We start from the raw sequence: 23,456 nt of genomic DNA, 5'->3' as shown, positions 1-23,456 counted from the left end.
GGAGGTGATAATATTTGTCCTCAGCCTTTTTCAAGGGCAGGGCAGTTTTGTTAATTGCGGGTCTGAACAACTGAACTTCGGGTAAAGCAGTGCAGCTTCAGTTGCCCCGCAACGGCCCATCCGTTCAGTATTTCTAGGCTCAATTGGGTTTCTGCCGGCCTGCGTTCAAGGACTTCACCAAGCCCTGATTAACCAGGCCATTTGCATCCCGTGACCGAACACGCCAACGGCGGCAGCTTTGCTTGCTCCGTCGACATTGACGCGACCGCCAAAACAACTGAAATCAACACACCCGAAAACAACACAGCTGAAGTCAACTCGGCTCAGATCAACTCAGCTGAAGTCAAGACAGAAGCAACCACTGCCTCGGGCTTTGCCCGCTTCGGCTTTGCCCCAGAACTGCTGAAGGCCCTTGAAGCCATAGGCTATCTGGAGCCCTCACCAATTCAGAAGGCCGCCATACCCGAGCTGATGCTCGGCCGCGACCTGGTGGGACAGGCCCAGACAGGCACCGGCAAAACCGCTGCCTTCGCCCTGCCCATGCTGGCGGCCCTCGATCCCGAGCAGCGCAAGCCCCAGGTGCTGGTGCTCGCCCCTACCCGGGAATTAGCGCTGCAGGTAGCCGAGGCCTTCAACAGCTATGCCAGCCACCTACCCGGTGTGCGCACCCTGGCGATCTACGGCGGCGCTGATTTCCGGGACCAGATCCATCAGCTCAAACGCGGCGTTCAAATCGTGGTGGGCACCCCCGGCCGGGTGATGGACCACATGCGTCAAGGCACCCTCGATCTCTCCAGTCTTCGCGCCCTGGTGCTGGACGAAGCCGATGAAATGCTGCGCATGGGCTTCATCGATGATGTCGAATGGGTGCTCGAACAACTACCTGAGCAGCGTCAGGTAGTGCTGTTCTCTGCCACCATGCCGCCCGAAATCCGGCGCATATCGCAGAAATATCTCAACGCGCCCGCTGAAATCACGATCAAGCAAAAGGCCGCCGATGCCAGCCGCATTCGTCAGCGTTTCTTGATGGTGCATGCGCCCCACAAGCAAGCAGCCCTGGAGCGGGTACTGGAGGCAGAGACCAGTGAGGGTGTGATCATTTTTGCCCGTACCAAGGCGATCACGCTCACCGTGGCCGAATCGCTTGAACAGCACGGTTATGACGTTGCCGTGCTCAACGGCGACGTGCCCCAAGCCCAGCGAGAGCGCACCATCGAGCGGCTTAAGAGCGGCCAGGTGGACGTACTGGTAGCAACCGATGTGGCTGCCCGCGGGCTCGATGTAGAGCGGATCAGCCTGGTGATCAACTACGACATCCCCTTCGATTCGGAGGCCTATGTCCACCGCATTGGCCGGACCGGTCGAGCTGGCCGCAGCGGCGACGCCATCCTGTTCCTGACCCCGAGGGAGCGCCGTTTCCTGGGCGGCATGGAGCGGGCCGTGGGCAAGCCGATCGAAGAGATGGAGGTGCCAAGCAACGCCACCATCAATCAAAACCGGCTCGACCGGATGCGCACCAAGCTCACCAACTGCTTGCAAACCCCAGCCAGCAGCGAGCAGGAACGGGCCTTACTCAGTGAAATCCTGCAACGGGTTGCTCAGGAGCAGGGCTCCAGTCCTGAGCAGCTAGCCCTGGCGGCCCTAGAGCTGAGCCTGGTGGGCAAACCCCTGCTTTTGCAGGGCGAAGAGAACTTCCAACAAGTGCGTCAGAACGGTCCTGGCCGCGATGGAGGGCGCGATGGAGGTAGGGATGGCGGTCGCGACTTCGGCCGGGACCGGGGAAGGGGCCGGGAAATGGGTCGGGAGGTTGGCCGTGATGTAGGCAGGGGAGCTCCCAGGGGCGAACGCCCCGTGGGTCCGCCAGAGGACAACATGGAGCGCTTCCGGGTGGAACTGGGCTGGCGCGACCGCATCAAGCCCGGCAACATCGTGGGAGCCATTGCCAATGAGGCCGGTCTGAACGGGCGATCCATCGGCCGTATCCAGATTTTCGACACCCACAGCACCGTGGACCTACCCAAGGGCATGCCCGAGGATGTTTTCCAGGGTCTGCGCCAACTTCGGGTGATGAACAAACCCCTGCAGCTTTCCAGGTTCCAGGGGTGAACTCCTCGGGCTTCAGCCCTTTTGCTCCATGAACCCCAGCCCCCCGCGCCCGGTCCTAATCGGACTGCTTTGCCTGGGGCTGGTGTCCCTGGTTCCCGCCAGCCGCTCTATCAGCGTTGCCGAGGTAGTGAAAGCCTTCTGCCTGTCGGCTTACCAGGCGGACCTGCAAAGGGAGGGCAAAGTTGCACCCGCTGCCCAACTCGACCGCACCTGCGCCTGCGTTGGTGAGCGAGTTGCAAAGGGCAGCGACGTGGAGGAAGCCCATGAAGCCTGCGGGCGGACCCTGGACCAGCGCTCCGTGAGCAAGCCCAGCACCTAGCTCCGGGCGATGATCCGCCAGGCCAAAGCCCTTCAGGCGCAAAGACTGGTCACGCCTCCCACACTCAGGCTGGTCAAATCAGCAATCGACAACCGCTCCACGGCGGCGATCAACGTCGATTGAACCTCTGCACTTTCGCAAGCAACCAGGCTCTGCAGCAGGTCAAAACGATCCTGGGTGGCAAGTTCGCCATCCTCACGCCAGGCGAGGCTCCAAGGCACAGGTGCTGTGATCATGGGTTTGCGTTGATCAGAGTTTGCTGACATTGGGACGGCATCCGGGATCACCGGTTGAACCTCAGAGTCTCTTCAGAACCGCTTTACGGTTCTCCATGAAGCCCAGCGAGTGCTAGCTGGGGGCCAGGCCACCCGGTATCATTTGCCGTGATTCAAAGGGTACGGCCTCTCTTTTGGCACACCTAGTTCCCACTAGGACCACTAAGAACCGCAGCTTCGACCGAATCAGTTCCAGGATTTGCTCCATTAATGACTATCTACGTTGGCAATCTTTCGTTCCAAGCTGAACGCGAGGACTTGCTTGATCTCTTCGGCCAATACGGAGAGGTGCGCCAGTGCAGCCTGCCCCTCGACCGAGAAACCGGTCGCAAGCGCGGTTTCGCTTTTGTCGAATTAGCCGACGATGCGGCCGAACAAAAGGCCATTGACGACCTTCAGGACGTCGAATGGATGGGGCGCATGATCCGTGTCAACAAAGCCACTCCCCGAGAAGGTGGTGGCGGTGGTGGTGGTGGCGGCCGTGGGGGCTACGGCGGTGGCGGTGGCAATCGTGGTGGCGGCAATCGTGGTGGTGGTGGATATGGCGGTGGCAGTGGTGATGGCGGTTATGGCGGTGGTGGCGGTGGATATGGCGGCGATGGCGGTGGTGGCGGCAACCGCTGGTAAAGCCAGCCCCATCAGCACGTACTGCAAGCTCTCTAGCTCCGCACTGAGCGACACCAACCCTGCCGTGGAAGCTCCACTGCAGGGTTATTTTGTGCAGAGCGTCCAGCGGTGAAAGCCAGGCCTGCGTCAACAGCTTCATCAACTCGTTCGAGCCTGGCCACTATGGGCAGCGGCAAGCCCCCATTTGTTAAAGGTTCGCTTGGTGCAATAGCTTTGAGGGGATGAGAACACCTGCGGCCAAGCGGCCCCGCAAGCGGAGCAAACGCGGTGCCGTGCTCCTCGCGATCGGGGTCGGCCTTGGCGGAGGCCTGTTGCTGGCGGGGCCCCTCTCCGAACTGCTCAGCGACACCGCCTCAGGAGCAAATAACGCCATCACCAATCCGTTCGCGGCCTGGAGCGGCATCACCAACCAAGACATCCTGCTGCTCGGCACCGATGTGGGTGGTGGCAACACCGATGTGATCGCCAGCCTGCGCGTGGATGGGGGCATCACCCGGATCACCCAGGTACCTCGTGACACCTACATCGAGGCAGAGGGCTACGGTCCCCACAAAATCAACTCCCTCTACAGCCTCGGGGGCACCGATCTGCTCAAACGGGAATTGGCCCGCAAGTTGGGTCGACCGATCACCCACCACCTAGTGGTGAACTTGTCTGCGATCCGGCGCATGGCCGACGCCCTCGGCGGCATCGAGGTGGACGTGCCGAAACGCATGGCCTACACCGACAACAGTCAGGGCCTGTACATCGACTTGCAACCCGGCCTGCAAAATCTCAAAGGCCAAGACCTAGAAGGCTTTCTGCGCTTTCGCCACGATGAGATGGGCGACATCGGCCGACTGGAGCGCCAGCAGACAGCACTACAGGCCCTCTTTCGCAAGCTCACCAGGCCAGAGCATCTGGTGCGCCTGCCGATCCTGCTTGCTGCAGCAGGTAAGGATCTGAAAACCGATCTGGGCCCCATGGAGCTGGGCGGCCTTATCACCGCCATGGGCACGACCCAGCTTGAAACCAAGCGACTGGGCGGACGGCCCTTCTATCGCGATGACATCAGCTATTGGGAAGCGGAGTGGCCCCAGCCGGTGCTGGATGGCTCCAAGGAAGCTGAAAGCAGCGGCGATGGCCGCTATCGCTTCCTCTTCTGATCTGCTGCAGGGTCAATGTCTGGCCGCGACTCGCCGTTGCTCCGCTGAGACAGGGTGATCAGGGCCAGAACCAGGGCCACCCCTGCAAGCAAGGGGGTGGAGGCGGCCACGGTCACCCCGAGGGCAGCCGTAAACCAGATCGAAGCCGCACTGGTGAGTCCGCGCACCTCGGGCAGGCCCCTCTTATCAGCAGCAGGGGGCACCAGGATCTCGCCCGCCCCCAGGAAGCCAATTCCGGTGGCTACCCCCTGAATCACCCGGCTGCGGGCCTGGGGGTCGTCACCTGCCGCCAGGACCATCAGGCAGGCACTGAGACCCACCAACACATGCACCCGCAGGCGGTTGGGATGGCTGGTATTGCCGTGGTGGGCGCGGTTGATGCCCACTGCCAGGCCGCAAAGCACCGCCAGACCCAGACGCAGCAGGACCTCCAGATCGGGAGTGAGCGCAGGCAGCCAGCTCATGACAGCCCCCTCATGACAGACCAGCCCAAGGTGGCTGATCCCCATAAGCTCTAGCCAGCTCAGCGTTGCCGCAGACAGTGCAGAACCAGCTGCTGCGCAACAGCCTGAAATTCGTATTCATCACCGCGGCGATCGCCTCCTAGACCGAGCGCATTCAGTTTCTCTGGTATCCGCTGATGGCGGTAGTGATAGTTGTGGATAACAAAGATGATCACACCCCACCGACCGCATCACCGGCACGTTGCTGGGAGGCCTGATCAGCTTCCTGGTGCACACAATCCGCTGATAACGATGAGCTAGGCGCATTAAAAGAACAGATCATGCCTCCCGCTCGATCAACAGGAAGGAAGGGCCTTGATGCAGTCATGCTTGCGCCATCAACTGCACAACCATGACAAGCCCTGCCTTTCTGCATCGCCGCTCGCCCGTGTTTGCCGGGCGCGCCATGGCCAGCTCCAGCTCGCCGCTGGTGACCCGGGTGGGCTTGCGAGTGCTGGAGCAGGGCGGCAACGCCGTTGATGCCGCCGTGGCCATGGCCGGCATGCTGGCGCTGGCCGAGCCGATGATGAGTGGGCTGGGTGGCGACACCATGGTGCTGGTGTGGTCGGCCAAGGAGCAGAAGGTCTTTGGGCTGAATGGCAGCGGTCGGGCCCCGAGCGGCGCCAGCCTCGATCGCATTGGCTCCATGCCGGTGATGCCGGAACACGGCGCCGCCACCGTCACGATCCCCGGCGCTGTGGATGGCTGGTGCGCGCTGCTGGAGCGCTTTGGCACGCAGTCGCTGCAGCAGCGGTGGGAGCCGGTGATCGCCTACGCCCGCGAGGGCTATCCGGTGGGTGAATCGATCGCCGGCTTCTGGGAGCTTGGCGCCGCATTGCTGGGGCCCAGCGGACCCATCCAGCTGGGGGAACTGATGCTGCCTGAGGGCAGCGCCCCGCAGCCTGGCCAGCTGATGCGGCTGCCGCAACTGGCGGCCACGCTTGAGCGAGTGGCCCGGGAGGGTCGCCAAGGCTTCTATGAAGGCTCCGTAGCGGAGGCGATCGCCACCACAATCAGCGCAGGCGGCGTGCCCACCACCCTTGCCGATCTGGCCGCCGAGCAGCATCGCGCCGAATGGGTGGAGCCCCTCAGCGTGGGCTACCGCGGCCGAGAGGTTTTGGGGATGCCGCCCAATTGCCAGGGAATCGTCGCTCTCCATGCTCTCGGCATCCTCGACGGCCTGCCGCTCGCCTCGATGGATGAGGCGGAGCGATTGCACCACCAGATTGAGGCGATCCGCCTGGGCTTCGAGCTGGCGATCGACCTGGTGGGTGAGCCCACCCCCGAGATGCGGGAGCAGGTGCGGCAAGCCCTCAGCTCAGCCGGTCTGGCTGCCGCCCGCAGCCGCATCACCAACCGAGCCCGACTCGCCACCCGGCCCCAGGGCGCCAATGCTGGCGACACCAGCTATGTGTGCGCCGTTGATCCAGAGGGCAACGCCGTGTCGTTGATGACCAGCATCTGCGGTCCGTTCGGTTCGGGGCTGGTGGCAGGCGACACAGGGGTGGTGCTCAACAATCGAGCCGCCCAATTCTCCAGCCAGCCTGGCCATCCCAATGCCCTGACCGCCGGCTATCGGCCGCGCCACTCGATTCTGCCGGCGATGGTGCTGCGCGATGGGCTGCCGGAATTTTTGATGGGCGTGATCGGCGGCAATGCCCACCCCCAGGGGCTCACCCAGATCCTGGTGAACGCCCTCGATCGGGGCATGAATCCCCAGCAGGCCGTGGACGCGCCGCGCTTCAAGCTGATCATGCAGAGCGGGGCGGTGCACATCGATCCGCAGTTCAGCCTCGAGGTGGGCAACGAACTGGTGACCCGCGGCCATCAACTCGGAGACTCCTACGGCTTTGCGAGCTTCAAGGGGGCGGCCCAGATGCTGCGCATCCATCGCGATGCCAGTGGCCAATGCACCAGCCTGGAGGCCGGCGTGGATCACCGGCTCGATGGGGTGGCGCTCGGGTTCTGAGGAGCGCTGGCCTTGGCAGCCAGCAGGGCTTTCGCCTGGTGCTCATTCCAGTCCTCGCCGCGCCAGCGCTCGCCCAGAGCCGCCGCAATCGCGGCCACCAACAGCAGCAGCGGCAACAGGGCCGGATCCCCCTGAAGCGTGAACACAAAGGCGGCGCAAAACAACGGCGCGCCATGGGCGGCGGCGAACAGGGCCGTGGCCGCCACCGCCGCCAGCTGGGCCAGGTCGTTGCTGGTGAGCCCTGGCAGGCCCTGCAGCGGACTAATCAGCAGGGCACCCAGGCTCATGCTGTCGTGCATCAGGCCACCGGGGGCCCCCAGGGCGATGCTGAGCACGCTGGCCAGCAGGCGCCAGAGCCAGAGCAGCGGCGAGCCCACGGACTCACCGCTCAGGGCCGCCGCCAGGGACAGGGAGCCGTCGTTGAGGCTGAGGCCGCCACTCACGAACGCCAGCAGCGTGAGGCTGGCGGCCAGCAGCAGAGCTCCCACCAGCAGCCGCTTAGCCAGCAGGCGTTTTACCCAGGTCGCCGCCGGCAGCAGCAGGCGCACAAACAGGCTTCCGCCAGCAGCCCCCGCCAGGGTGAGAAGCACCACCCAGCCCCACAGCTCCGGTGCCAGTGCTCCGAGTTCAAGGCCCGGCAGACGGGCAGGCTGGCCCATGGTGGTGGCCACCAGCGTGCCAGTGCCCGCCAGCAGCAGGGCCGGCAGCACCAGCGGCAGGCCGCTGCGCTGCCCCAGCTCTTCAAGTCCGTAGGCCACCGCCAGCAGGGGCGAGCGAAAGGCCGCCCCCAGCCCGGCCGCGCCGCCGATAACGGCCACCAGTTGGGGGGAGAGGGCCGCCAGCAGCTGAAAACCGGGCCAGCGCCGGCGGATGGCCAGCAGCACGCTCGCTCCCAGCGCCACCGAGGGCGACTCCACCCCCACCGCCAGGCCACCCAGGTGGGTGAGCAGCATCAGGGGCAGCCGCCGCAGCTGGGTGGCGAGGCTGAGCTGCTGCAGCCAGAGCGCCTCCCGGGCGCTGCGCACAGCCTGGGGTGCGCGATCGAGGGCCAGCAGGGCCGTCGTGCCGCCACCACGGCCCGTGGCCAGAGGACCCCAGGCCAGCAGCACCAGCAGGCTCGTGGCCGCAAACACCACCACGCAACCGAGCACGGGCTGGGGCTGAGCCGCCAGCCAGAGCTCCCGCTGCAAGCGGAAGCCGAGTTCGGAGATGGCCTGATAAGGCCCCATCAGCAGCCCAAACAGCAGCCCCAGCAGCAACCAGCCAGCCAGGGACGCCAGGGCACCCGCTGCCGGAGCACGAACAGAGGTCACGGGCAGCCCACCGGGCCATGGCCCGCTCGCTTCCAGCGCTGGAAGCAGACGTTGCCTGGATCGAGCACCAGGGGTTTGAACAGGTCGTTGCGCTGGCCATCAATCAGCTGCTGCTGGTTGATCCAGGTGCCTGGCGCCGGCACCACCGTGCGGTGGCGCACCGCATCCGCACCAGGGGCGGCGGTGAGCGTGGGGTTTTGCACCACGGGTTCCGGGCCATAAATTCCTGCGGCCGTAGATGTTCCAACCCGCCGGCCACCACTCACCAGCCAAAACTGACCGAGCTTGGCGGCCAGGTAGGGATGGAGATCGGCGCGGCCGGTGGGGGGATCGCTCACCGCATAGAGCCTGGGATCGATCTCTACCTTCAACGCCGCAGGATCCCCGGAAGGCACCGCCAGCACATCGGTACGCAGGCTCTGGTAGAGCCCCGTGACCTCGGTTACGGCGAGGTCGGCGGCTGTGGCCAGGCCGATGCGCCCCAGCGGCGTGGCCACCACCAGTGGCGCATCGCCAGGGATCGCCCAGGTCTGCTCAGCGGCGCTGAGGTGGGTGGCGCGGTAGCGGCCGAGCACGGTGCCGGCCGGGCCGGCCAAGGCCACGGTGTGAAACACCTGGGAGCCATCGCGCTCGGGATAACTCCCCACCAGGTAGCCGCCACCGGCCTGGGCGCGCCGGGCCAACAGCTGCTCAAAGGCGCCGCCGCGCCGCTCCGCTCGGCGGCTGATATCAGCAGCATTTAGGCCGCTGGGCAAACCGGATAGTTCGGGGAGCACCAGCAGCTCCTGGGGCTGGGGTTGGCTGCTGCTGAGGCGCGAGGCGTCACCCGTCCACTGGGCGGCGGCCAACTGCACCTGTCTCGGTGTCGCGGTGGCGGTGGTGTCGACCGGGGCCCGACGCAGGGCCAACAGCGGGTTGTAGAGCGAAGGCCGGCGGGCCGCCAAGCGTTGCTCGCGCACCGCATCGGCTTCCGCCGGAATGATCGTGGTGGCGAAGATGCCGTTCAATCCCGGCGGCAGCACCTCGGGTGGCACCACCGGCGCCTGCACCAGCTTGCGGCCCTGGGGCGACCAGATGCTGGAGCCGCCGTTGTAATAGAGCTTGCTGCCGTTGATCGGATTGCGCTCTATGCCGCTGCGGGTGGCGCCGATCACCCACAAACCGTTGAGGGCGCTGATGTGCTGCACGCTGGCCACGGTGGAGTGATTGCCCTTCGCCTGAGCCGCTGGCGTGCCGGGCATCACCCGATCCGACACCGAATGCCAGCCGATGATCTGGGCACCGCGCAGGGCGGCCAACCGGTCGTACTGCCAGTAGGTGTCGTCGTAACAAATGATCAGGGCAATGCGGCCGATCGGGGTGTCAAACACACCGACATCGGTGTCGCCCGGGCCGAACAGTTGCACATCCTGGCCATTGAGGCCGTTTTTGCGATATTTGCCGATGATCCCTTCAGGCCCCAGCAACACCGCTGTGTTGTAAAAGATCCCCGTGTTGGCATCTTTCTCAGCAATGCCGACGCTCATGTGCATACCGGTGCGTTTGAGCACAGGCAGCAGGGCATCGGTGGCCCGACCCGGAATGGTGTCCACGAAGGGAGCCAACTGGGCGGGACCTGTGAAGTCGTAGCCGCTGATCGCCGTTTCCGGAAACACGGCGTATTGAACCCCCTCGGCCGCAACTCGTTCGGCCGCCTGCACGAGGCGGCGAATGTTGCCGTCAAGGTCGCCCCAGGCGGGGATGAAATCCACGGCTGCCACCTTCACCGGCCGGCCGCCCAGTTGGGCTCTGTCCACCTGGGCCGATGCCGGCAGTATCACCCCACTGCTCAGCAGGCCGGATAGCGCCAGGCCGAGGGAACTGGCAGCAAGGCGCTGGTGAGATCGGGTCGACATTCAGTAAGAGGCGCTTTACCCACCTAAGGATGCAATCACCTGGGGCCAGTCGAGGGGGGAGGGGAGATCAAGCGTTTCTTCGCAATTAGCAAGATCGAACGCTATGGCGAGGATCTATTGGCACAACCACCCACAGGTCCCGACCGACATGAACGTCGACAGCGTCCTCCGGCTGGGTGCAGCAGGGGGGTCAGCCACCGGCTCTTCTGTGGCAGAACAAGGCGCTACTGGAACTCGGAGTGCGCCTGATGAATCTGGCTCTGGCGATAGACACCGGACGCGTCAGTCTTCTGGCTGGCTGGTGCTGGCGGCAATTAGAGAGATTAGGGGCGACTCTGAACAAGTGCCAGCGCCCTAGAAAGAGTTAGAACCATCACATCGTATATCACGATTCCGTGAATAATTATCAGCATTCTTGCCCGCGCTGAATTTCCCTTGATTGCGCTTATTGAAGCAGAAAAGACAGACGAAAATGAAGCGCCAAAATAATCCACCGGCCTTGGGATTTCCCTGTCGCAATCAAGGCGGAACTGCGGGCGCCCTCTCAATCTTGCAAAAGAATCCAATCGCCAATAAATCCACCCCCACAGGAGAAGAGTATAGGGAAGAAAAAATATCAGTTGCGTTATCAGAAGGAACCGAGAAGTCGTGAAGTCAAAAAGCAGTATATTCAGGCCGATTAACTGTGTAATCATCCTGAAGATTATATAACCACCGACAATATCTAAATACAGGCGCATCCATGCTGGGGGACGAGCACAGAAGAGAAGGCAGAAGAGCGGGATATATATGGCGGGCATGGTTAGGTAGGCTAGGCGCCTAACAACAAACGACTCAACGGCAGCATAAACAGCAACCGCGACCCTTCCATTTGCTAGCGAATTTATATCATGATAGAAGAGAAGCACCTGTATCACCAGCAGCGTAGAGGCGCATAGGAAAAATCCAATTTCCCATCTATATGCCGAAGTGGAGCGGTCAATGGAATGGGAATTAGTAGCGTTCCGGTGGTGTGGTTCTTGGGAAGTTGTCATCCCTCAACAACCTCCAACAGATCCTCAATCCCACTTTCCAGCACTGTCACGATCATCCCAACTAGGTCAAGGAACGGTGCTGACGCCGCATTGCAGTCATTCCTCGCAAGACGGGTGATGGCGCTTACCGCCAGACCCGCTTGATCCGCCAGCGAGTTAATCGTGATCGGTTTCTCCCCAGCCTCCGCACACCTCAGATTTGACTTGACGATTGCCTTGGCGAAGGGCAGGCGGACTTGTTTTGCCATAAAAGCAAGATACCTCAGGCGTCAATCGCACGTCCCCTAGTACCAGGCACCCCAAATACTGCTCATGCAAGCACTGCTCATGCAAGAACTCCGATCAAGACCCGCACGAACAGAAGAGCAGCAAGACAACAGCAAGCAATGAGGGCAGAACGGCGACACCCATTTCTCCCGCCTAAACCATCGCCCACCCCTAAAGGGAGAGCAAAGGACGATCCGCAATCACAGACACAGCAAAAGCGAACGGTACATTTCTAAATAGCTTGAAGCACCAGGCACTTGCTCACTAATTTTAATACTATGCCTAATACACTAAGCGCAAAATAATAAAAATCAACCATCTCAAGCGCTCTTCGTAAACCCATAGAGGTTCAGGCCAATGCCCTGAGCTCAATGACTGGGCAGCCACGGCGAGATAGCAATGCAAAGACCCTTCAGCAGGAGACCGCAGGATGTGCTGATCTCCGCCCTTGCCATAGCCGCTTAATCCAGCACTACTCCGAGTGGATCACCCCCCAGCTCCCTGACTGGCCAAGTTGGCAATCAAATGGCACTTGATCAACAGAGGAAAGTTGCCTTGTATCCCTTTGTAGAAAAAGGTGAGAGCCAAATCCTAGCTACACAGCGATAAGCGCAAGGCAGCGGATTGGGAAGATGAGCTTCAGCAGTCTGCCGTGGCCTACCCCAAAGAAGGCCAGCGTCGTTCTCGCCGACAGCGCTTGGCGGAATGGCAGTTCTCATCGCAACTACCGCAGGAGCAGCACGCCAACGATTACATCCGCAATTATGGACATTTCTAACGGTGCATGGCGCTAAGAACCAACTTGAAACTAGCGACGGATACCGATAACTGCCAAGGCCGATAAATGCCAAGAAAGTGGTTGTTTGACGTTACTTATTGTTTTGTGTGCAGAAGCCAGCTCTAGGTCGGGGCATTCAAGGCAGATCGCCCTGAGAGAGGATCTGGAAAGCTCAGCAAAATCCTGATAGCTGGTGCTGAGACTCCTGTCCCCACCATGAAGGGGTTTAGCGGCATGCAGTTATCGAGACCATCTACGGGTCGTTGATCAAGGTGTCGTTGGCCGGCCTCTCAAGCCAGCCAAGCGCAAGGGGGCTGGTGCCCATAAGCTCTACGCAGCTCAGCGTTGCCGCAGACAGTGCAAAACCAGCTGCTGCGCAACAGCCTGAAGCTCTTTGCAGCTGTGCTCATTACAGCCGCCATTGCTGTCTGGACCGAACGAATCCAATTTGCCTGGTACCCACTGTTAGCAGTGGTGATGGTTGTCGACGATAACGACGACCACACGCTGCAGGCCGCCAGCGGCCGCATCCTGGGCACCGTGGCGGGGGGCTTGATCACCTTCTTGGTGCACACAATCCTTGGCGGTTGGATCGGCGTCCTGGTGTCGATGCTGGTGATGATTCCTGTATTACAGCTGTTGGGCTGGCAGAGCGCCCTCAACACGGCCTCACTGGTCGCTGTGATGTTTCTGATGCTTCCCGGCCATACGGCGCTGGGCTGGGACTACGTGTTCAACCGCGCCCTCGACACGGTGGTGGGTTGCATCGTGGCGATCCTGGTGGGCCTGCTGTTCTGGCCCCAAAACAGCACCAGCGAACTCAATGCCGCCGATGGCCGCCTGCGTCGCTCTCTGCAAAATCAGCTGCAGTCCTACAGCGACTGGCTGGCCCAACAGCGATCCAAGCCCAATCCACTGAATACCGCCCCGCTCACCAACGACCTGCAACGGATCGAACAACTGGTAGCTCAGGAACGCAAAGGCCCTCGCCATCAGGCCCTGAAGCGCAGCGGCTGGGAGCAGCGGCTGAGGCTGTGGCAGCTCGCCCACTTTCACTGGATCGCCTGGGAGAGGCTGATGGCAGGCCTGCCCGAGAAGCAGACCCTGCAGGCCGATCTGCTGCGGCAAGCGGTGGAGGAGCTGCAACGGCAGCTCAGCGGAGAGCCCGGGCCGACCCCAGGGCGTGAGCCCCAGCGTTGGCAGCAGCTGGCCCAGCAGCACCAGCTCCCACTGCTGCCGCTGCTGGCCCTCGCGGAGGAGGGGCGCCCGCTGCATGCCTGCCTGGGCGGGCTGAACCGGATGGCTCCGCTGTGATCAACCGCAACGGCCTGCGCACCGCCTTCACCGCAGGGCTCGGCAACGCTTTCGCCAGCTTGTCGGGGGTGGGGGACAGCCAATACGTGTCCCTGGCGGTGTTGGCGGTGTCCACCGGCACCTACGGCGGCGCGCTGGCCCTGGGCAGCCAGCGCCTGCTGGGCACCGCCCTCGGGTCGGTGCTGTTGCTGATCGGCTACGAGGGGTTGCGGGGTCTGCCGATGCCGCTGGCGCTCGCGCTCACCCTCGGCGCCCTGCGCCTGCTGGGCGGCCTGCTGAAGCTGCAGGTGGGTTACAAGGTGGGCGGCATCGTCATCGTGATGGGCTGGCTAGTGCACGAGGGCGGCCTGGCCGCCTGGATTCCGCTTCGCTTTTTCTGGACCTGTTTCGGCGTGCTGATCACGCTGCTGGCCCTGCGGCTGTTCTGGCCCGCCCGCGGACTCGACAGCAGCCTGGGCCAGGTCGCCACGCTGCTTGTTCAGTTGCAGTCCTGCTTCCGCGACCTAGCGGCGCGGGTGGATCCCACCAGGTCGGGCCCGGTAGCGGCCGATCCCCACCGGATCGGCCGCTACCGGGCCCTGCGCAACCAGCTCGTTGCCATTCGGCGGCAACGGCCAGCACTGCTGCAGGAGCTGGGTTCGCTGCCCGAGCGCCATCCGGCGACGCTGCTGATGGCCAACTTCGAGGCCACCGCCTCACGCCTGATCACCCTGGTGGGGGGCCTGGTGCGCGAGCCGCCCTCCCTACAAGATCCCCAGCTGGTGGTGCAGTTGCACCGGGCCGAAGCGGAGTTGCTACAGGCCATGGCTGGCCAACTGGGCCAATGGGAACGGCAGATCCGTGGGCGCCATGGGTTGCCAAAACCACCCGACACCGGGCTGCAGCTGCCGCGCAGCTGGCAGCAGTTGGGCCAGGAGCTCAACGATCCCACCGCCAACTCGGCTTCCCTGGAGCGGCTCGAGCGGATCGCCAGCCGGCTGATGCTCTGCCGCCAGGCCGAGCAGGCCATCAGCGATGGCGAAGCAAACTGGGCGGTAATCCTGGGCAGGGCCTGAATCACGCCAATCACCGCATCACCCAGATGGCCGCATCACGCACATGACGATGGACCTTGTTAGCCGCCTGCTGCAACAGCGGCATGCCCTCTACCGCGGGCTGCTGGCGGTGGAGGTGTTGGCCCTGGTGGGCCTGCGCGGTCTCCAGCAGGCACCACGGCTGGTGAGCGTGGTGTACCTGGTGATCTCCGCTGTGGCCGTGCTGACGGACTCTCCGCTGCTTCGCAAGAACCGCCTGGATCCCTCGGCCACGCAGGCGATGCCCAGCGCCCTCGGACGCCGGGTGCAGCTGGTGCTGCTGCGCCGGCAGCGCCTGGTGAGCTTCTGGATCGTGGCACTGGCTGTAGAACTGCTCTGGCAAGCCGCACTGGAGTTCAACACCAGGCTGGCCCTGCAGTTAAGCGTGCTCCACCTAGTGGTTTGGCTCAGCTTGATGCTGGTGGTTCTCTGGAGCCTGGTGAAGGCCCTGGCCGAAGAACCGGTTTTCAACGGCGACCTGCTGATGGGAGCCGCGGCCGGGTATCTACTGGTGGGCTTCACCGGCGGCATCGTGCTCAATTCGCTGCTGGTGCTCGACCCAGCAGCTTTCAACCTGCCGGCCCATGGGCATGCCTTACCAGATGGCATCGGCCACGCACCCGCCATGCTGGGTGCCGCCTTCGCCAGCCTCACCACCATCGACAGCCCGGTGCTGAAAAGCGGCAGTCTCACCAGCCTTACCGCCAGCGTGTGGATCACGATCGTGGGCCAGCTCTATGTGGCCATCCTGATTGCCGGGGTGCTTGGAAAACCCAGGGTGCTGGGCAATCCGAAGGCGGTGGACACGCCGAGTAAACCCGCTGCCGCCCCTGAAGCCGAACATCCCCAGGTCAGCAGAGCCGCTGGACAAATCAGAATGCGGCGATCAAGGCGCTGATCTACATCACCGTGGCAATGCGCAAACGCGTTCTGGCACTGTTGTGGCTGGGGCTGATCCCGGCCCAGCTCGCCCCGGCTGCGCTGTCCGCCCCACGGCCTGCATCACTTCCAGGCCAGCCGCGGCAAGCCCAAAGCACCGAGCTGATCGAGCGCAGCTGGCAGCGGCTGGATTCGGAGCTGCGGGCCCTGGATCAGCTGCTGCCCGGCGAACCCGAGCCCCCGGTAGGCGACGTGCTCAGCACACCGGAGCTGCCCGCCAACCTGATCCGGGCCAACCAACCCGCCACCGGCCCGATCCAACCCGCCGACACGGTGGCCGGTCCGCCCCTGGATCTGCCCACCCCCCAGCAGCTTCAGGCCAGCGGCGTCGCCAGCCTCAGCCTGGAGCAGGCTCTGGCGATCGCCTTCGCCAACAGCGCCACCCTGCAGGCCCAGCGCGAGCAGGTGGCCGCCGCCCTGGCCAGCCTCCAGGCCGCCATGGGCAGCTACTGGCCCACCATCAGCGCCTTTGCCAACGGCGGCTACGAGGGCGCTCGCAGCACCACCACCTCCAACAAGCCGAACGACAACCTGGGCTTTGGCCCGTTGTTTGACCCTGCAGGGCTGCTCGACTCCGCCGGAAAACCCACCGCCGGCCCCTTCTACGTGCCCAACGGCGGATCCGCGGCGGACACCTCCGGGGAATGGGGCGTTGAGGCGGGGCTGCAACTCAACTACGCCCTGCTCGACTTCGCCCGCACGCCCACGGTGAAAGCGGCCCGCGCCAGTCTGGAGCAGCAGCGCAACACCTATGCCAACCAGCTGCGCTCCCTGCAGCTGCAGGTGAGTGAGGCTTACTACAAGCTCCAGCAGGACGAGCAACTGGTGCGCGTCTACGACGCCAACCTGCGCAACGATCTGGTGATCCTGCAGGACACCCTCGAACTCAAGCAGGCGGGCCTGGTGCCCAGGCTCGATGTGCTGCGGCGCCGGGCCATCCAGGCCTCCGATGAAGAAACCCTGATCCAGGCCCTGGCGGATCGGGCGGTGGCGCGCCGGCAACTGGCGGTGCTGCTCAACCTGCCGGCCGGCGTGACCCCCAGCCCCAGCGACCCGATCGTGGTGCAACCCCGCTGGCCGCTCGATCTGGAAGCCAGCCTGCTAGCGGCCTACCGGGGCAATCCCGAACTGGAAGCGATCCTGGCCACCCGCACGGCCCTGGCTCAGCAGAGCCAGGCCACAGCCGCCGGACTGCTGCCGAAACTCTCCCTCTTTGCCAGCGGCGGCGGCAGCAGCTCTCAAACCAGCCTGGGCAACTTCGAGTTTGGCGGAGGGGGCTGCTGCGGCTCCACCGCCCTGCCCCTGAGCACCACCAACGGCTGGGACTGGTCGGCGGGACTCACCCTCACCTGGCTGCTGTTTGATGCCGGCACCACCGCAGGGCAGGCGCGGGCCCTGGCCAAACGGGAGGCTGCCACCGCCCAGCAGTACGCCGCCACGCGCAACGACATCCGCCTGCGGATCGAGCAGGCCTTCTTCAACCACGAGGCCAGCCTCGCCAAGCTCAGTTCAGCCCGCCGCGGCGTATCCGCGGCCCTCGAAGCCTTCCGCGACGTACGCCTGCGCTTTCTCACAGGCCTCGACAGTGAGCTCAATCTCTCCAACACCCAGGACCGCCTGATCAACAGCCAGGTGCAGCGGCTCAACGCCACGGTGAACGTGAACATCACCTACGCGAAGTTGCTGAAGGAGCTGCTGCCGATGCCCCGGGATCCCAATCTGCCGATCCAGCCCCAGCTGCAGCTGCAACTCAGTAGCAGCCCCGCCACCCAACCTTGAACGGGCGACACCCCATGGCTGCCGCCCTGCCCTCCCTGAGCCCTATTTGGCGCAACAGTCTGCGGATCTGGCTGGCCAGCACCCTGACGATCGGGATCCTGTTTTGGTCTGGGCGCAACCACCTGCTGGGGCTGGCTCTTGTGATGGCTGTGTTGTTCGTGAATGAGAACGACCTCACCCCCGCCCGCAGCATTGGCCAGCTGGTGGCCGGCGCCTTGATCGGCATCCTCACAGCCATCGTGCTGCACGAGATATCCACCAGCTGGGTGGTGCTGGGCCTGGCAATCCTGATTACCGGTGTGCTGGTGCGCAGCCTGGGGCTGCTCAAAGGCCTGAGTACGGGGTATTTGAGCTGCTGGGCCGTGGAACTGATGCACCGCGGCAACCAGTTCAACTGGGCGACGATTTTTGACCTGGCCTTCGCGGCGGTGGTGGGCATCTTGATGGCGCAGATCGCCACCTGGGCCCTCTGGCCGCGCCGCCCCCTGCAACAGCTCCCTGCCCTGGAAGCCCGGATCGCCAGCCAGCTCGAGGCCCAAATCCTGGCAATGCAGCAGTGGCTGGATAGGGGCGGTGAGCCCCCAGCTGCGCTGCGCTCCCAGGATCTGCTGCCCAGCATTCAGCTGTTGCAACAGCTCCGCGACCAAAACCAGGGCCTTCCCATGCCCGCCCACACCCAACACCAGCTGTCGCGCTGGGCCCAGGCCGGCAGCATCTGGCGACAGGTGTTAAGCCAGTGGCTGCTGCTGGAGCCCCTGCTACGGCAGCTGGACACCCCCCTGCCGGCAAGCAGCTCCAAGCCCCTGCTCCGCAGCGCGCTCGCCAGCCTCGCCCGGACCTTGCAAACCCAGCCCACCGCCGCTCCAGCGCCAATCCTCTCAAGCCCAGCTCAAGATTGGCTGGAAGAAGCCGGGCGTCTGGGCGCCCCCCAGCCCCTGCTGCTGGCCATCGGCCAGCAGTCCCATGTGTTGGAACAACTGCTCCATAGCCGGGCACTGCTCAGCGCGGGCCTGGCCCAGCTCTCGGCCTCGCAGGGATGACCAGCCCAGCCCTGCGGGACACCCTGCGCCTCGCTGCCACTGTGACGGTGGTGAACGGCTTCGCCAATCTCACTGGCCTGCCCTTTGCGCTTTACGCCTCCCTAGCGGTGCTGAGCGTCACCGTGGGCAACTACGGCAACACCCTCGAACTCGGCCGTCAGCGCTTGGTTGGCACCGCCATTGGCGGCATCGTGGTGTTCTTCGGCTACCGGGCCTGGGGGCAGCTGCCGCTGGTGGTGGCGCTGCCGCTGGCCTTGCTGCTGGCCCGGCTGATCGCCGGCTCGTTGCGGCTAACCGTGGGCTATGGGGTCTGCTGCTTTGTGGTGGTGATGGGCTGGCTCACCCATGAGCAGCAGCTCGACAGCTGGATCCCACTGCGCTTGCTCTGGACCGCCTTCGGCATCTTGATGGCCCTGCTGAGCCTGCGCCTTTTCTGGCCCTCTCGGGCCCGGATCCAGCAGCGGGAGGGACTGCTGCAGCTGCTGGTGGATCTGGGACACACCCTGCTGCAGGTGGTGCAGCACCCGCCCGAAGCGATCCAATCCCAGGCGCAACGGCGCCGCCAGCTAGGGCAGCAGATCCGTAGCCTGCGCACCAGCCTGCAGGGCCTGCGCGACCAACGCCAGGGCGCCCTGCTGGAACTGGGAACACTGGCGAGCGAGCATCCTGTGGCACGGATGTGGGCACTGCTGGACCAGGCCAGCGAGGCCCTGATCCTGGATCTTGACGAGCTGCGGCGCCTACCGAATGCCGATTGGCTGGGCTGGGGTCTTCAGGTCGACTACGACGCAGGCCTGGCTTTTGTGCAGGGGGTTGTGGAGCGGTTGCTCAGCTGGCAACAGCAACTGAGCGATTCAACCCAACTACAGCCACCGCCAAGCCAACCGCGTTCGACGCTGTCCTTGGAGGCCCTGCAGTCGCCCGAATCCAAGGCTGCATACAGGCGGCTAAGCCCCGAGCAACTGCAAAGGGTGGCCGCTCAGTTAATGGTGCTCAACCGCATGGATCACACCATGGAGAGCACCGAACGCCAATGGCGAGAGCTTGTGAGCTGAGCACTCAGGCGTTTGGCCGCGACGACCACCAGCGCTCGACGCGATAGAGCAGCACCACAAGCAGCACCACCAGCCAGAACCACAGCTCCGGCGGGTTGGCGTTGAACAGGATCAACAGCAGCACCACCTCGCTCACCAGCCAGGGGAACTCCTGGCGCAGCAGGGGATTGCGGATCCGGGGGAGGGACGGCGACTTCACAGGGGAGCTCATGGAACGGTGTTGGGCTGGCGCAGGGAGGGCTGGTTCCAGCGCAGATCGATCCAAGGGGTGCGGAAGCCGCCGGTGAGGGAGCGGAGGCCCGGAATCACATAGCTGATCGGCGAGCGCCACTCCACGTAGGCATGGGTCGACACCGTGAGTCCGTCGCGGATCGGGAACACGCCACTCCCCCCCGAGAGGGTCCAGCGGTAGCCGTCCACGCTGGAGGTATCCCGCTCCAGCTCGATTTCACTGCGCATCACCGGACCGTTCTTCGTGAGCGCCTGGGCCAGCTGCGCGTTGCCGGTGGTGGTGGAGATGTCGTCTTCGGTGGCGGGCAGGGTGAGCACCTGCGTCACCTTGCCCACGATGCCGCCGAAGCGGCCGCGCTGGTTCCACTGCGGCACCACCTCCACGGGCAGCCCCAGCGGCAGGCGGCGGGCATCGGCGGGCGCAAAGTAGGACACCACCCGCAGCGGGCGGTCTTTAGCGCTGGGTTGTTCAGGCCGGCCGATCGTGCCCAGCCGCTGGCCGGTGCCCACGGTCTGGCCGGCGATCACCTGCAGATCGAGCACCGTGCCGTTCCGGTCGGCATGCACCTTGCCGTCGTAGGCGATCTTGGCTTCGGTGACCTGGATCTGACGCTTGAGATTGTCGATCTGATAGCGGCGCTGCAGGGCCTGGGTTTCGATCGTGAGCTTCACCTGCTGGTAGTTGGTCACCACGTTCTTCTCGTTGATCTTCACGTCATCGAGATTCACGCTGGTGCTGGTGAGCCCCTGCTCCGCCGACACCACCTCAGAAGACAGCGGCGCCACCACCTCGCGCTGGGCCAGGAAGTCGAGATTGCGCAGTTTGCTGGCGTAGGTCGACTGCAGTTCGCCGTAGCGACGGCGATCGTCGGAAAACTTGGCCAGAGACGTATCCAGGGCCCGCTTCTCGGTGAGCAGACGCAAGGCATCGCGCTCATCGAGCTGGGCGTTGTGCCGCTCCAACTGACGCAGGTTGCCGCGCTGCTGGTCGAGCTGGCGCTCCAGCACCGGCAGATACAGCTGCATAAGCACCTGGCCGCTCGCCACCGGCTGCCCCTCCTTGACGAACACCTCCCGCACCTGGCCGCCGGCCCGGGCGTTGAGGATGCCGGCGTTGTCGGGGTAGATCAACACGCCCATACCTTCCACCTCGGTGGGCACTGGCCAGAACAGGGCCCAGAGCACCAACACACCGCCAACCCCAGCCAGGCTCACGCCCACCTGGTTGTGATCGCTCAGCCCCTGCCAGCGGGACTGCAAGCGCTGAAATGGGCCGCGATGGCTGGGCTCCGCGGCGGTAGGGGTGGCCTGAGTCATGGCACCCAGTTTGCAGGATTAAAAGGCACTTGTCAGGCCCAGCTGCTGCAGACGCCGCATCGCCGCTTCCGATCGAGCTCCCCCCGACACCAAAACCTGGGCCAGCAGGGGTGCCAACACCGGCACCTGGCTGAACCCCGCACTGAAGCCGGTGAACATCCACAAATCCGGCGCATCTGCCAGCGGACCCACCAGGGGCAAGCCCTCAGTGCAGAAGGCCACGGCCGCTTGGCGCAAATAACCAGGCAACGCCGCTAGCGGCGCCCCCCAGGCTTGCGCCGCTAGTTCTTGGCGCAGTTGCCTTTCCACCTCCAAAGGCGTCGGCGCTGGGCCGAGCTCCAGGCCCGGTCGCACCAGGGTGTGCTGGCCTAGCAAGGCCCCTTCTGCCCGGGGCACCAAACCGCCATCCACCAGCCACTCCGGCTGGCTCAGGCCAGCGGCGCGCCGCTCCAGAGCGACCCGCCCAAAGCTGAGCGGCAGCCAGGCAGCCGCTCGGCCCAGTGGCGCCGGGAAGGAGGCCAGCTGCAGCGCCGCCGCCCAGCTGCTGCGCAAGCGCTGGGGCAGGGCCGGCCAGAGCTGGCGGCAGTGAGCACCTGCCGCCAGCACCAGCTGGGCAGCCGGCAGGCTGGAGCCGTCACTGAGGGTCAATTCCCAGCCTGCCCCAGCCTGCGGCTCCAAGCGCTCCACCCGGCCCGTTTTGCACCTCACTCCAGCCGCCGCCAGCGCTAGCGGCAAGCGCGCCGTCAGCACGGCGGAATCCACCTGGGCGAAGGGCAGCGGCCACCAGGCACTAAGGGGGCGCCAACCGGCGGCAGCCCCGTGCAAACGCAAGCGGCAGGGCCGCCAGCCCAGGTCACCATGGCGTTCTTGCAGGAGCCGCCAGCGCTTTGAGGCTCCTGCCGCCAAACGAGCTAAGGGGGTTGGAGCCAGGGGCCATCCCGGCAGAGCGCCATAACTGAGCTCTGAAGCGGAGCAAAGCCCATTGCTGGCGGGGGCATCGACGACCGTCACCGACGCCCCCAGCTCCCGCAACGCCAAGGCCAAAAGACCACCAGCCAACCCAGCGCCAACGATCACCACATCGGCGGGAGCCGAAACCGTCACACCAGCAGGGTGAAGGAGGTGACTACCTCATGGAACATGTCCTTCACCTTGGCCCAACGAATCTCGTTGGTGCTGGCCGCAAACGTGTACAGCCGGCCGCGATCAAGCACCACGGTGGCCAACTCGTGGCGGTCGCGGTCTTCGAGGTGCACGGCATATTCAAGGTCGTAGAAGGTGCGGGGACCTTCCTGACGCTCCGACGCCTCCACCAGCTCAGCCTGGCGGCCACTGCCCTCAGGGGCAATCACCGTGCGGCGCAGCTGCTCGCCGACCGCCACGGCGCTGCCCAGCTTTTCCAAGTCATTGGTGGGATTCACCTCCGAGATCACCAGGCTGAGGGTTTCATCGCTGTTGATCAGGTCGTGGAACACCACCTGGGGGCCGCCACTCACCTGCACCCGCGTCCAACCGGTGGGATAGAGGAATGCATAGCGGCCATCGGGGCTCTGGAAACCATTGAGCCCGGCTGCCGCAGCACTGCAAGCAACCAGCAGCCCCGCCAGCACCAAGGCAACCAGACGCGGCATAAAGGCGCGTAGGCGAGCCCGGTTGCAAAAAACAGCCTGATTGCAAAAAACAGCCATGGCTCAAGGCGCGTTGCGTGGCGCCATTCTGCTGGGCAGCCGAGCCCCCAGGGGTCAGCATGGGCTCCTTATCTCCACTCTCCCCATGCCACGCCAATCCACCTGGGTGGACCGGCAGCAGCGTCGTCACGACTCCCGCTTCTTCCGCCTGCTGGACGGCTCCTTTCTGTTCCGCCTGGCCCTATCGGGTGCAGCAGCAATGGCGCTGCTGCTGCTGGTGAACAGCTACGCCACCTGCCGCAACAACCGCTGGTCACCGGGGTGCCTTTGGCGGGATGCGGAGGCCCTGATCAGCGTCGGCAATGTGGAATCGCTGAGCATCGTGACGGCCGCCTTCCTCTACGTACTGGAGGCTCAAAAACGGCGCCAACGCGACAACATCGAGGCCTACGAGCTGCTGATGAACTGCAATGCCTCCGGCGTCAAATGGCTGGTGGGGCGTATTTCTGCTCTGGAAATCCTTAACAGCGCCGGGCTCCCAATCGACGGCCAGCAGCTAGCGGGCTTTGACCTACGCAATCTGCAGGCTGCCAACGGCCACTGGCACAACGTCAACCTGGAAGGGAGCGTGCTGCGCCGAGCCAACCTGGCCGGCACCGATCTGAGCGGATCCAACCTGCGCGGTGCTGATCTGCGCGATGCCGACCTGCGCGGCTCGATCCTGGTTGGCGCAGATCTTGAGGGTGCCCTGCTGGAGGGGGCCCAACTTGATGGGGCAGAACTTGATGGAGCACAACTTGATAGGGCCAGCCTCGATAGCGGTGCCCCCAATCCCAGCTGATCGAGCTG

The 23,456-nt window shown here is 64.3% G+C and carries 23 protein-coding genes and 1 pseudogene; 13 read left to right on the top strand and 11 right to left on the bottom strand.

Features of this window, described 5'->3' with window-relative positions; translation table 11 throughout:
• Positions 1 to 210 precede the first annotated feature (210 nt).
• Positions 211 to 2,106, top strand: coding sequence for a DEAD/DEAH box helicase (locus C7K55_RS10985; RefSeq protein WP_106632770.1), 1,896 nt, complete (start codon positions 211 to 213; stop codon positions 2,104 to 2,106).
• A gap of 28 nt (positions 2,107 to 2,134) precedes the next feature.
• Complete coding sequence (locus C7K55_RS10980) at positions 2,135 to 2,425, top strand: hypothetical protein (protein ID WP_106632769.1); 291 nt, start codon at positions 2,135 to 2,137, stop codon at positions 2,423 to 2,425.
• Positions 2,426 to 2,457: 32 nt separating this feature from the next.
• Here C7K55_RS10980 and C7K55_RS10975 read toward each other — a convergent pair whose 3' ends face one another.
• Positions 2,458 to 2,661, bottom strand: a complete 204-nt coding sequence (locus C7K55_RS10975; protein WP_106632795.1) for a hypothetical protein — start codon at positions 2,659 to 2,661, stop codon at positions 2,458 to 2,460.
• 249 nt (positions 2,662 to 2,910) lie between these two features.
• Here C7K55_RS10975 and C7K55_RS14070 point away from each other — a divergent pair.
• The 3 genes and pseudogenes from C7K55_RS14070 to C7K55_RS10965 form a co-directional block, all read left to right on the top strand.
• Positions 2,911 to 3,114, top strand: a pseudogene (locus C7K55_RS14070) (RNA recognition motif domain-containing protein); the annotation flags it as partial.
• Between the two features lie 13 nt (positions 3,115 to 3,127).
• On the top strand, positions 3,128 to 3,439 hold the full coding sequence (locus tag C7K55_RS14065; protein ID WP_241518335.1) for a hypothetical protein: 312 nt from the start codon (positions 3,128 to 3,130) through the stop codon (positions 3,437 to 3,439).
• A gap of 109 nt (positions 3,440 to 3,548) precedes the next feature.
• On the top strand, positions 3,549 to 4,472 hold the full coding sequence (locus tag C7K55_RS10965; protein ID WP_106632767.1) for an LCP family protein: 924 nt from the start codon (positions 3,549 to 3,551) through the stop codon (positions 4,470 to 4,472).
• On the opposite strand, the gene C7K55_RS10960 is transcribed toward C7K55_RS10965, so the two are convergent.
• Both C7K55_RS10960 and C7K55_RS13900 read right to left on the bottom strand, forming a co-directional pair.
• On the bottom strand, positions 4,454 to 4,936 hold the full coding sequence (locus C7K55_RS10960; RefSeq protein WP_106632794.1) for an MgtC/SapB family protein: 483 nt from the start codon (positions 4,934 to 4,936) through the stop codon (positions 4,454 to 4,456). The genes C7K55_RS10965 and C7K55_RS10960 overlap by 19 nt on opposite strands.
• 59 nt (positions 4,937 to 4,995) lie before the next feature.
• Positions 4,996 to 5,151, bottom strand: a complete 156-nt coding sequence (locus C7K55_RS13900) for a hypothetical protein (protein WP_206603506.1) — start codon at positions 5,149 to 5,151, stop codon at positions 4,996 to 4,998.
• 176 nt (positions 5,152 to 5,327) lie between these two features.
• Between C7K55_RS13900 and C7K55_RS10955 the strand changes: the two genes are divergently transcribed.
• Positions 5,328 to 6,944: a gamma-glutamyltransferase family protein gene (locus tag C7K55_RS10955; protein WP_106632766.1), complete on the top strand. Its 1,617-nt coding sequence runs from the start codon at positions 5,328 to 5,330 to the stop codon at positions 6,942 to 6,944.
• Here the strand turns inward: C7K55_RS10955 and C7K55_RS10950 are convergent.
• The 4 genes from C7K55_RS10950 to C7K55_RS10935 form a co-directional block, all read right to left on the bottom strand.
• A complete protein-coding gene (locus C7K55_RS10950; protein ID WP_241518328.1) occupies positions 6,911 to 8,257 on the bottom strand; it encodes a chloride channel protein in 1,347 nt (448 codons plus the stop codon). The genes C7K55_RS10955 and C7K55_RS10950 overlap by 34 nt on opposite strands.
• Positions 8,254 to 10,152 carry a nitrilase-related carbon-nitrogen hydrolase gene (locus C7K55_RS10945; RefSeq protein ID WP_106632765.1) on the bottom strand — a complete coding sequence of 633 codons (1,899 nt, stop codon included), beginning with the start codon at positions 10,150 to 10,152 and terminating at the stop codon, positions 8,254 to 8,256. The genes C7K55_RS10950 and C7K55_RS10945 overlap by 4 nt, the downstream gene beginning before the upstream one ends.
• Positions 10,153 to 10,475: 323 nt before the next feature.
• Complete coding sequence (locus tag C7K55_RS13305) at positions 10,476 to 11,186, bottom strand: hypothetical protein (RefSeq protein ID WP_127432019.1); 711 nt, start codon at positions 11,184 to 11,186, stop codon at positions 10,476 to 10,478.
• Complete coding sequence (locus C7K55_RS10935; protein WP_106632763.1) at positions 11,183 to 11,434, bottom strand: hypothetical protein; 252 nt, start codon at positions 11,432 to 11,434, stop codon at positions 11,183 to 11,185. Before C7K55_RS10935 ends, C7K55_RS13305 begins: the two co-directional genes overlap by 4 nt.
• A gap of 1,154 nt (positions 11,435 to 12,588) precedes the next feature.
• Here C7K55_RS10935 and C7K55_RS10930 point away from each other — a divergent pair.
• From C7K55_RS10930 to C7K55_RS10905, 6 genes are read left to right on the top strand one after another with little or no spacing between them, the layout of a single operon-like run.
• The gene (locus tag C7K55_RS10930) at positions 12,589 to 13,545 is read left to right on the top strand and encodes an FUSC family protein (RefSeq protein ID WP_193486290.1); all 957 of its coding nucleotides are present in this window, start codon (positions 12,589 to 12,591) and stop codon (positions 13,543 to 13,545) included.
• Positions 13,542 to 14,600 carry an FUSC family protein gene (locus C7K55_RS10925; RefSeq protein ID WP_106632761.1) on the top strand — a complete coding sequence of 353 codons (1,059 nt, stop codon included), beginning with the start codon at positions 13,542 to 13,544 and terminating at the stop codon, positions 14,598 to 14,600. The genes C7K55_RS10930 and C7K55_RS10925 overlap by 4 nt, the downstream gene beginning before the upstream one ends.
• 43 nt (positions 14,601 to 14,643) lie before the next feature.
• A complete protein-coding gene (locus C7K55_RS10920) occupies positions 14,644 to 15,516 on the top strand; it encodes a hypothetical protein (RefSeq protein WP_127432018.1) in 873 nt (290 codons plus the stop codon).
• A 17-nt stretch (positions 15,517 to 15,533) separates the two neighbouring features.
• Positions 15,534 to 17,336, top strand: a complete 1,803-nt coding sequence (locus C7K55_RS10915) for a TolC family protein (RefSeq protein ID WP_106632759.1) — start codon at positions 15,534 to 15,536, stop codon at positions 17,334 to 17,336.
• A 14-nt stretch (positions 17,337 to 17,350) separates the two neighbouring features.
• Positions 17,351 to 18,376: an aromatic acid exporter family protein gene (locus C7K55_RS10910; RefSeq protein WP_106632758.1), complete on the top strand. Its 1,026-nt coding sequence runs from the start codon at positions 17,351 to 17,353 to the stop codon at positions 18,374 to 18,376.
• Entirely contained in the window at positions 18,373 to 19,431 is a 1,059-nt protein-coding gene (locus C7K55_RS10905) for an FUSC family protein (RefSeq protein ID WP_106632757.1), read from the top strand. The genes C7K55_RS10910 and C7K55_RS10905 overlap by 4 nt, the downstream gene beginning before the upstream one ends.
• Positions 19,432 to 19,435: 4 nt before the next feature.
• On the opposite strand, the gene C7K55_RS10900 is transcribed toward C7K55_RS10905, so the two are convergent.
• The 4 genes from C7K55_RS10900 to psbP are packed head-to-tail and all read right to left on the bottom strand — an operon-like array spanning position 19,436 to position 22,610.
• Positions 19,436 to 19,642 carry a hypothetical protein gene (locus tag C7K55_RS10900; protein WP_106632756.1) on the bottom strand — a complete coding sequence of 69 codons (207 nt, stop codon included), beginning with the start codon at positions 19,640 to 19,642 and terminating at the stop codon, positions 19,436 to 19,438.
• Positions 19,639 to 20,979 carry an NHLP bacteriocin system secretion protein gene (locus C7K55_RS10895; RefSeq protein ID WP_106632755.1) on the bottom strand — a complete coding sequence of 447 codons (1,341 nt, stop codon included), beginning with the start codon at positions 20,977 to 20,979 and terminating at the stop codon, positions 19,639 to 19,641. Before C7K55_RS10895 ends, C7K55_RS10900 begins: the two co-directional genes overlap by 4 nt.
• 18 nt (positions 20,980 to 20,997) lie before the next feature.
• On the bottom strand, positions 20,998 to 22,083 hold the full coding sequence (locus C7K55_RS10890; protein WP_106632754.1) for an FAD-dependent oxidoreductase: 1,086 nt from the start codon (positions 22,081 to 22,083) through the stop codon (positions 20,998 to 21,000).
• Positions 22,080 to 22,610, bottom strand: a complete 531-nt coding sequence (gene psbP, locus C7K55_RS10885; protein WP_106632792.1) for a photosystem II reaction center PsbP — start codon at positions 22,608 to 22,610, stop codon at positions 22,080 to 22,082. Before psbP ends, C7K55_RS10890 begins: the two co-directional genes overlap by 4 nt.
• A 142-nt stretch (positions 22,611 to 22,752) precedes the next feature.
• Between psbP and C7K55_RS14060 the strand changes: the two genes are divergently transcribed.
• Entirely contained in the window at positions 22,753 to 23,448 is a 696-nt protein-coding gene (locus C7K55_RS14060) for a pentapeptide repeat-containing protein (protein WP_241518327.1), read from the top strand.
• Positions 23,449 to 23,456 lie beyond the last annotated feature (8 nt).

Origin of the sequence: Cyanobium usitatum str. Tous (assembly GCF_003011885.1) — a bacterium.
In the GTDB taxonomy this organism is placed as follows: domain Bacteria; phylum Cyanobacteriota; class Cyanobacteriia; order PCC-6307; family Cyanobiaceae; genus Cyanobium_A; species Cyanobium_A usitatum.
The sequence above is the reverse complement of the archived record's forward strand: the minus strand, read 5'-3'. Positions and strand labels throughout refer to the sequence as shown.

Bases quoted from the DNA above. Each gene is read 5' to 3' on its own strand.
- C7K55_RS10980 (WP_106632769.1), top strand. From the start codon at position 2,135: ATGAACCCCAGCCCCCCGCGCCCGGTCCTAATCGGACTGCTTTGCCTG.
- C7K55_RS10975 (WP_106632795.1), bottom strand. From the start codon at position 2,661: ATGATCACAGCACCTGTGCCTTGGAGCCTCGCCTGGCGTGAGGATGGC.
- C7K55_RS10965 (WP_106632767.1), top strand. From the start codon at position 3,549: ATGAGAACACCTGCGGCCAAGCGGCCCCGCAAGCGGAGCAAACGCGGT.
- C7K55_RS10960 (WP_106632794.1), bottom strand. From the start codon at position 4,936: ATGAGCTGGCTGCCTGCGCTCACTCCCGATCTGGAGGTCCTGCTGCGT.
- C7K55_RS10955 (WP_106632766.1), top strand. From the start codon at position 5,328: ATGACAAGCCCTGCCTTTCTGCATCGCCGCTCGCCCGTGTTTGCCGGG.
- C7K55_RS10945 (WP_106632765.1), bottom strand. From the start codon at position 10,152: ATGTCGACCCGATCTCACCAGCGCCTTGCTGCCAGTTCCCTCGGCCTG.
- C7K55_RS13305 (WP_127432019.1), bottom strand. From the start codon at position 11,186: ATGACAACTTCCCAAGAACCACACCACCGGAACGCTACTAATTCCCAT.
- C7K55_RS10935 (WP_106632763.1), bottom strand. From the start codon at position 11,434: ATGGCAAAACAAGTCCGCCTGCCCTTCGCCAAGGCAATCGTCAAGTCA.
- C7K55_RS10920 (WP_127432018.1), top strand. From the start codon at position 14,644: ATGACGATGGACCTTGTTAGCCGCCTGCTGCAACAGCGGCATGCCCTC.
- C7K55_RS10915 (WP_106632759.1), top strand. From the start codon at position 15,534: ATGCGCAAACGCGTTCTGGCACTGTTGTGGCTGGGGCTGATCCCGGCC.
- C7K55_RS10910 (WP_106632758.1), top strand. From the start codon at position 17,351: ATGGCTGCCGCCCTGCCCTCCCTGAGCCCTATTTGGCGCAACAGTCTG.
- C7K55_RS10905 (WP_106632757.1), top strand. From the start codon at position 18,373: ATGACCAGCCCAGCCCTGCGGGACACCCTGCGCCTCGCTGCCACTGTG.
- C7K55_RS10900 (WP_106632756.1), bottom strand. From the start codon at position 19,642: ATGAGCTCCCCTGTGAAGTCGCCGTCCCTCCCCCGGATCCGCAATCCC.
- C7K55_RS10895 (WP_106632755.1), bottom strand. From the start codon at position 20,979: ATGACTCAGGCCACCCCTACCGCCGCGGAGCCCAGCCATCGCGGCCCA.
- psbP (WP_106632792.1), bottom strand. From the start codon at position 22,610: ATGCCGCGTCTGGTTGCCTTGGTGCTGGCGGGGCTGCTGGTTGCTTGC.
- C7K55_RS14060 (WP_241518327.1), top strand. From the start codon at position 22,753: ATGCCACGCCAATCCACCTGGGTGGACCGGCAGCAGCGTCGTCACGAC.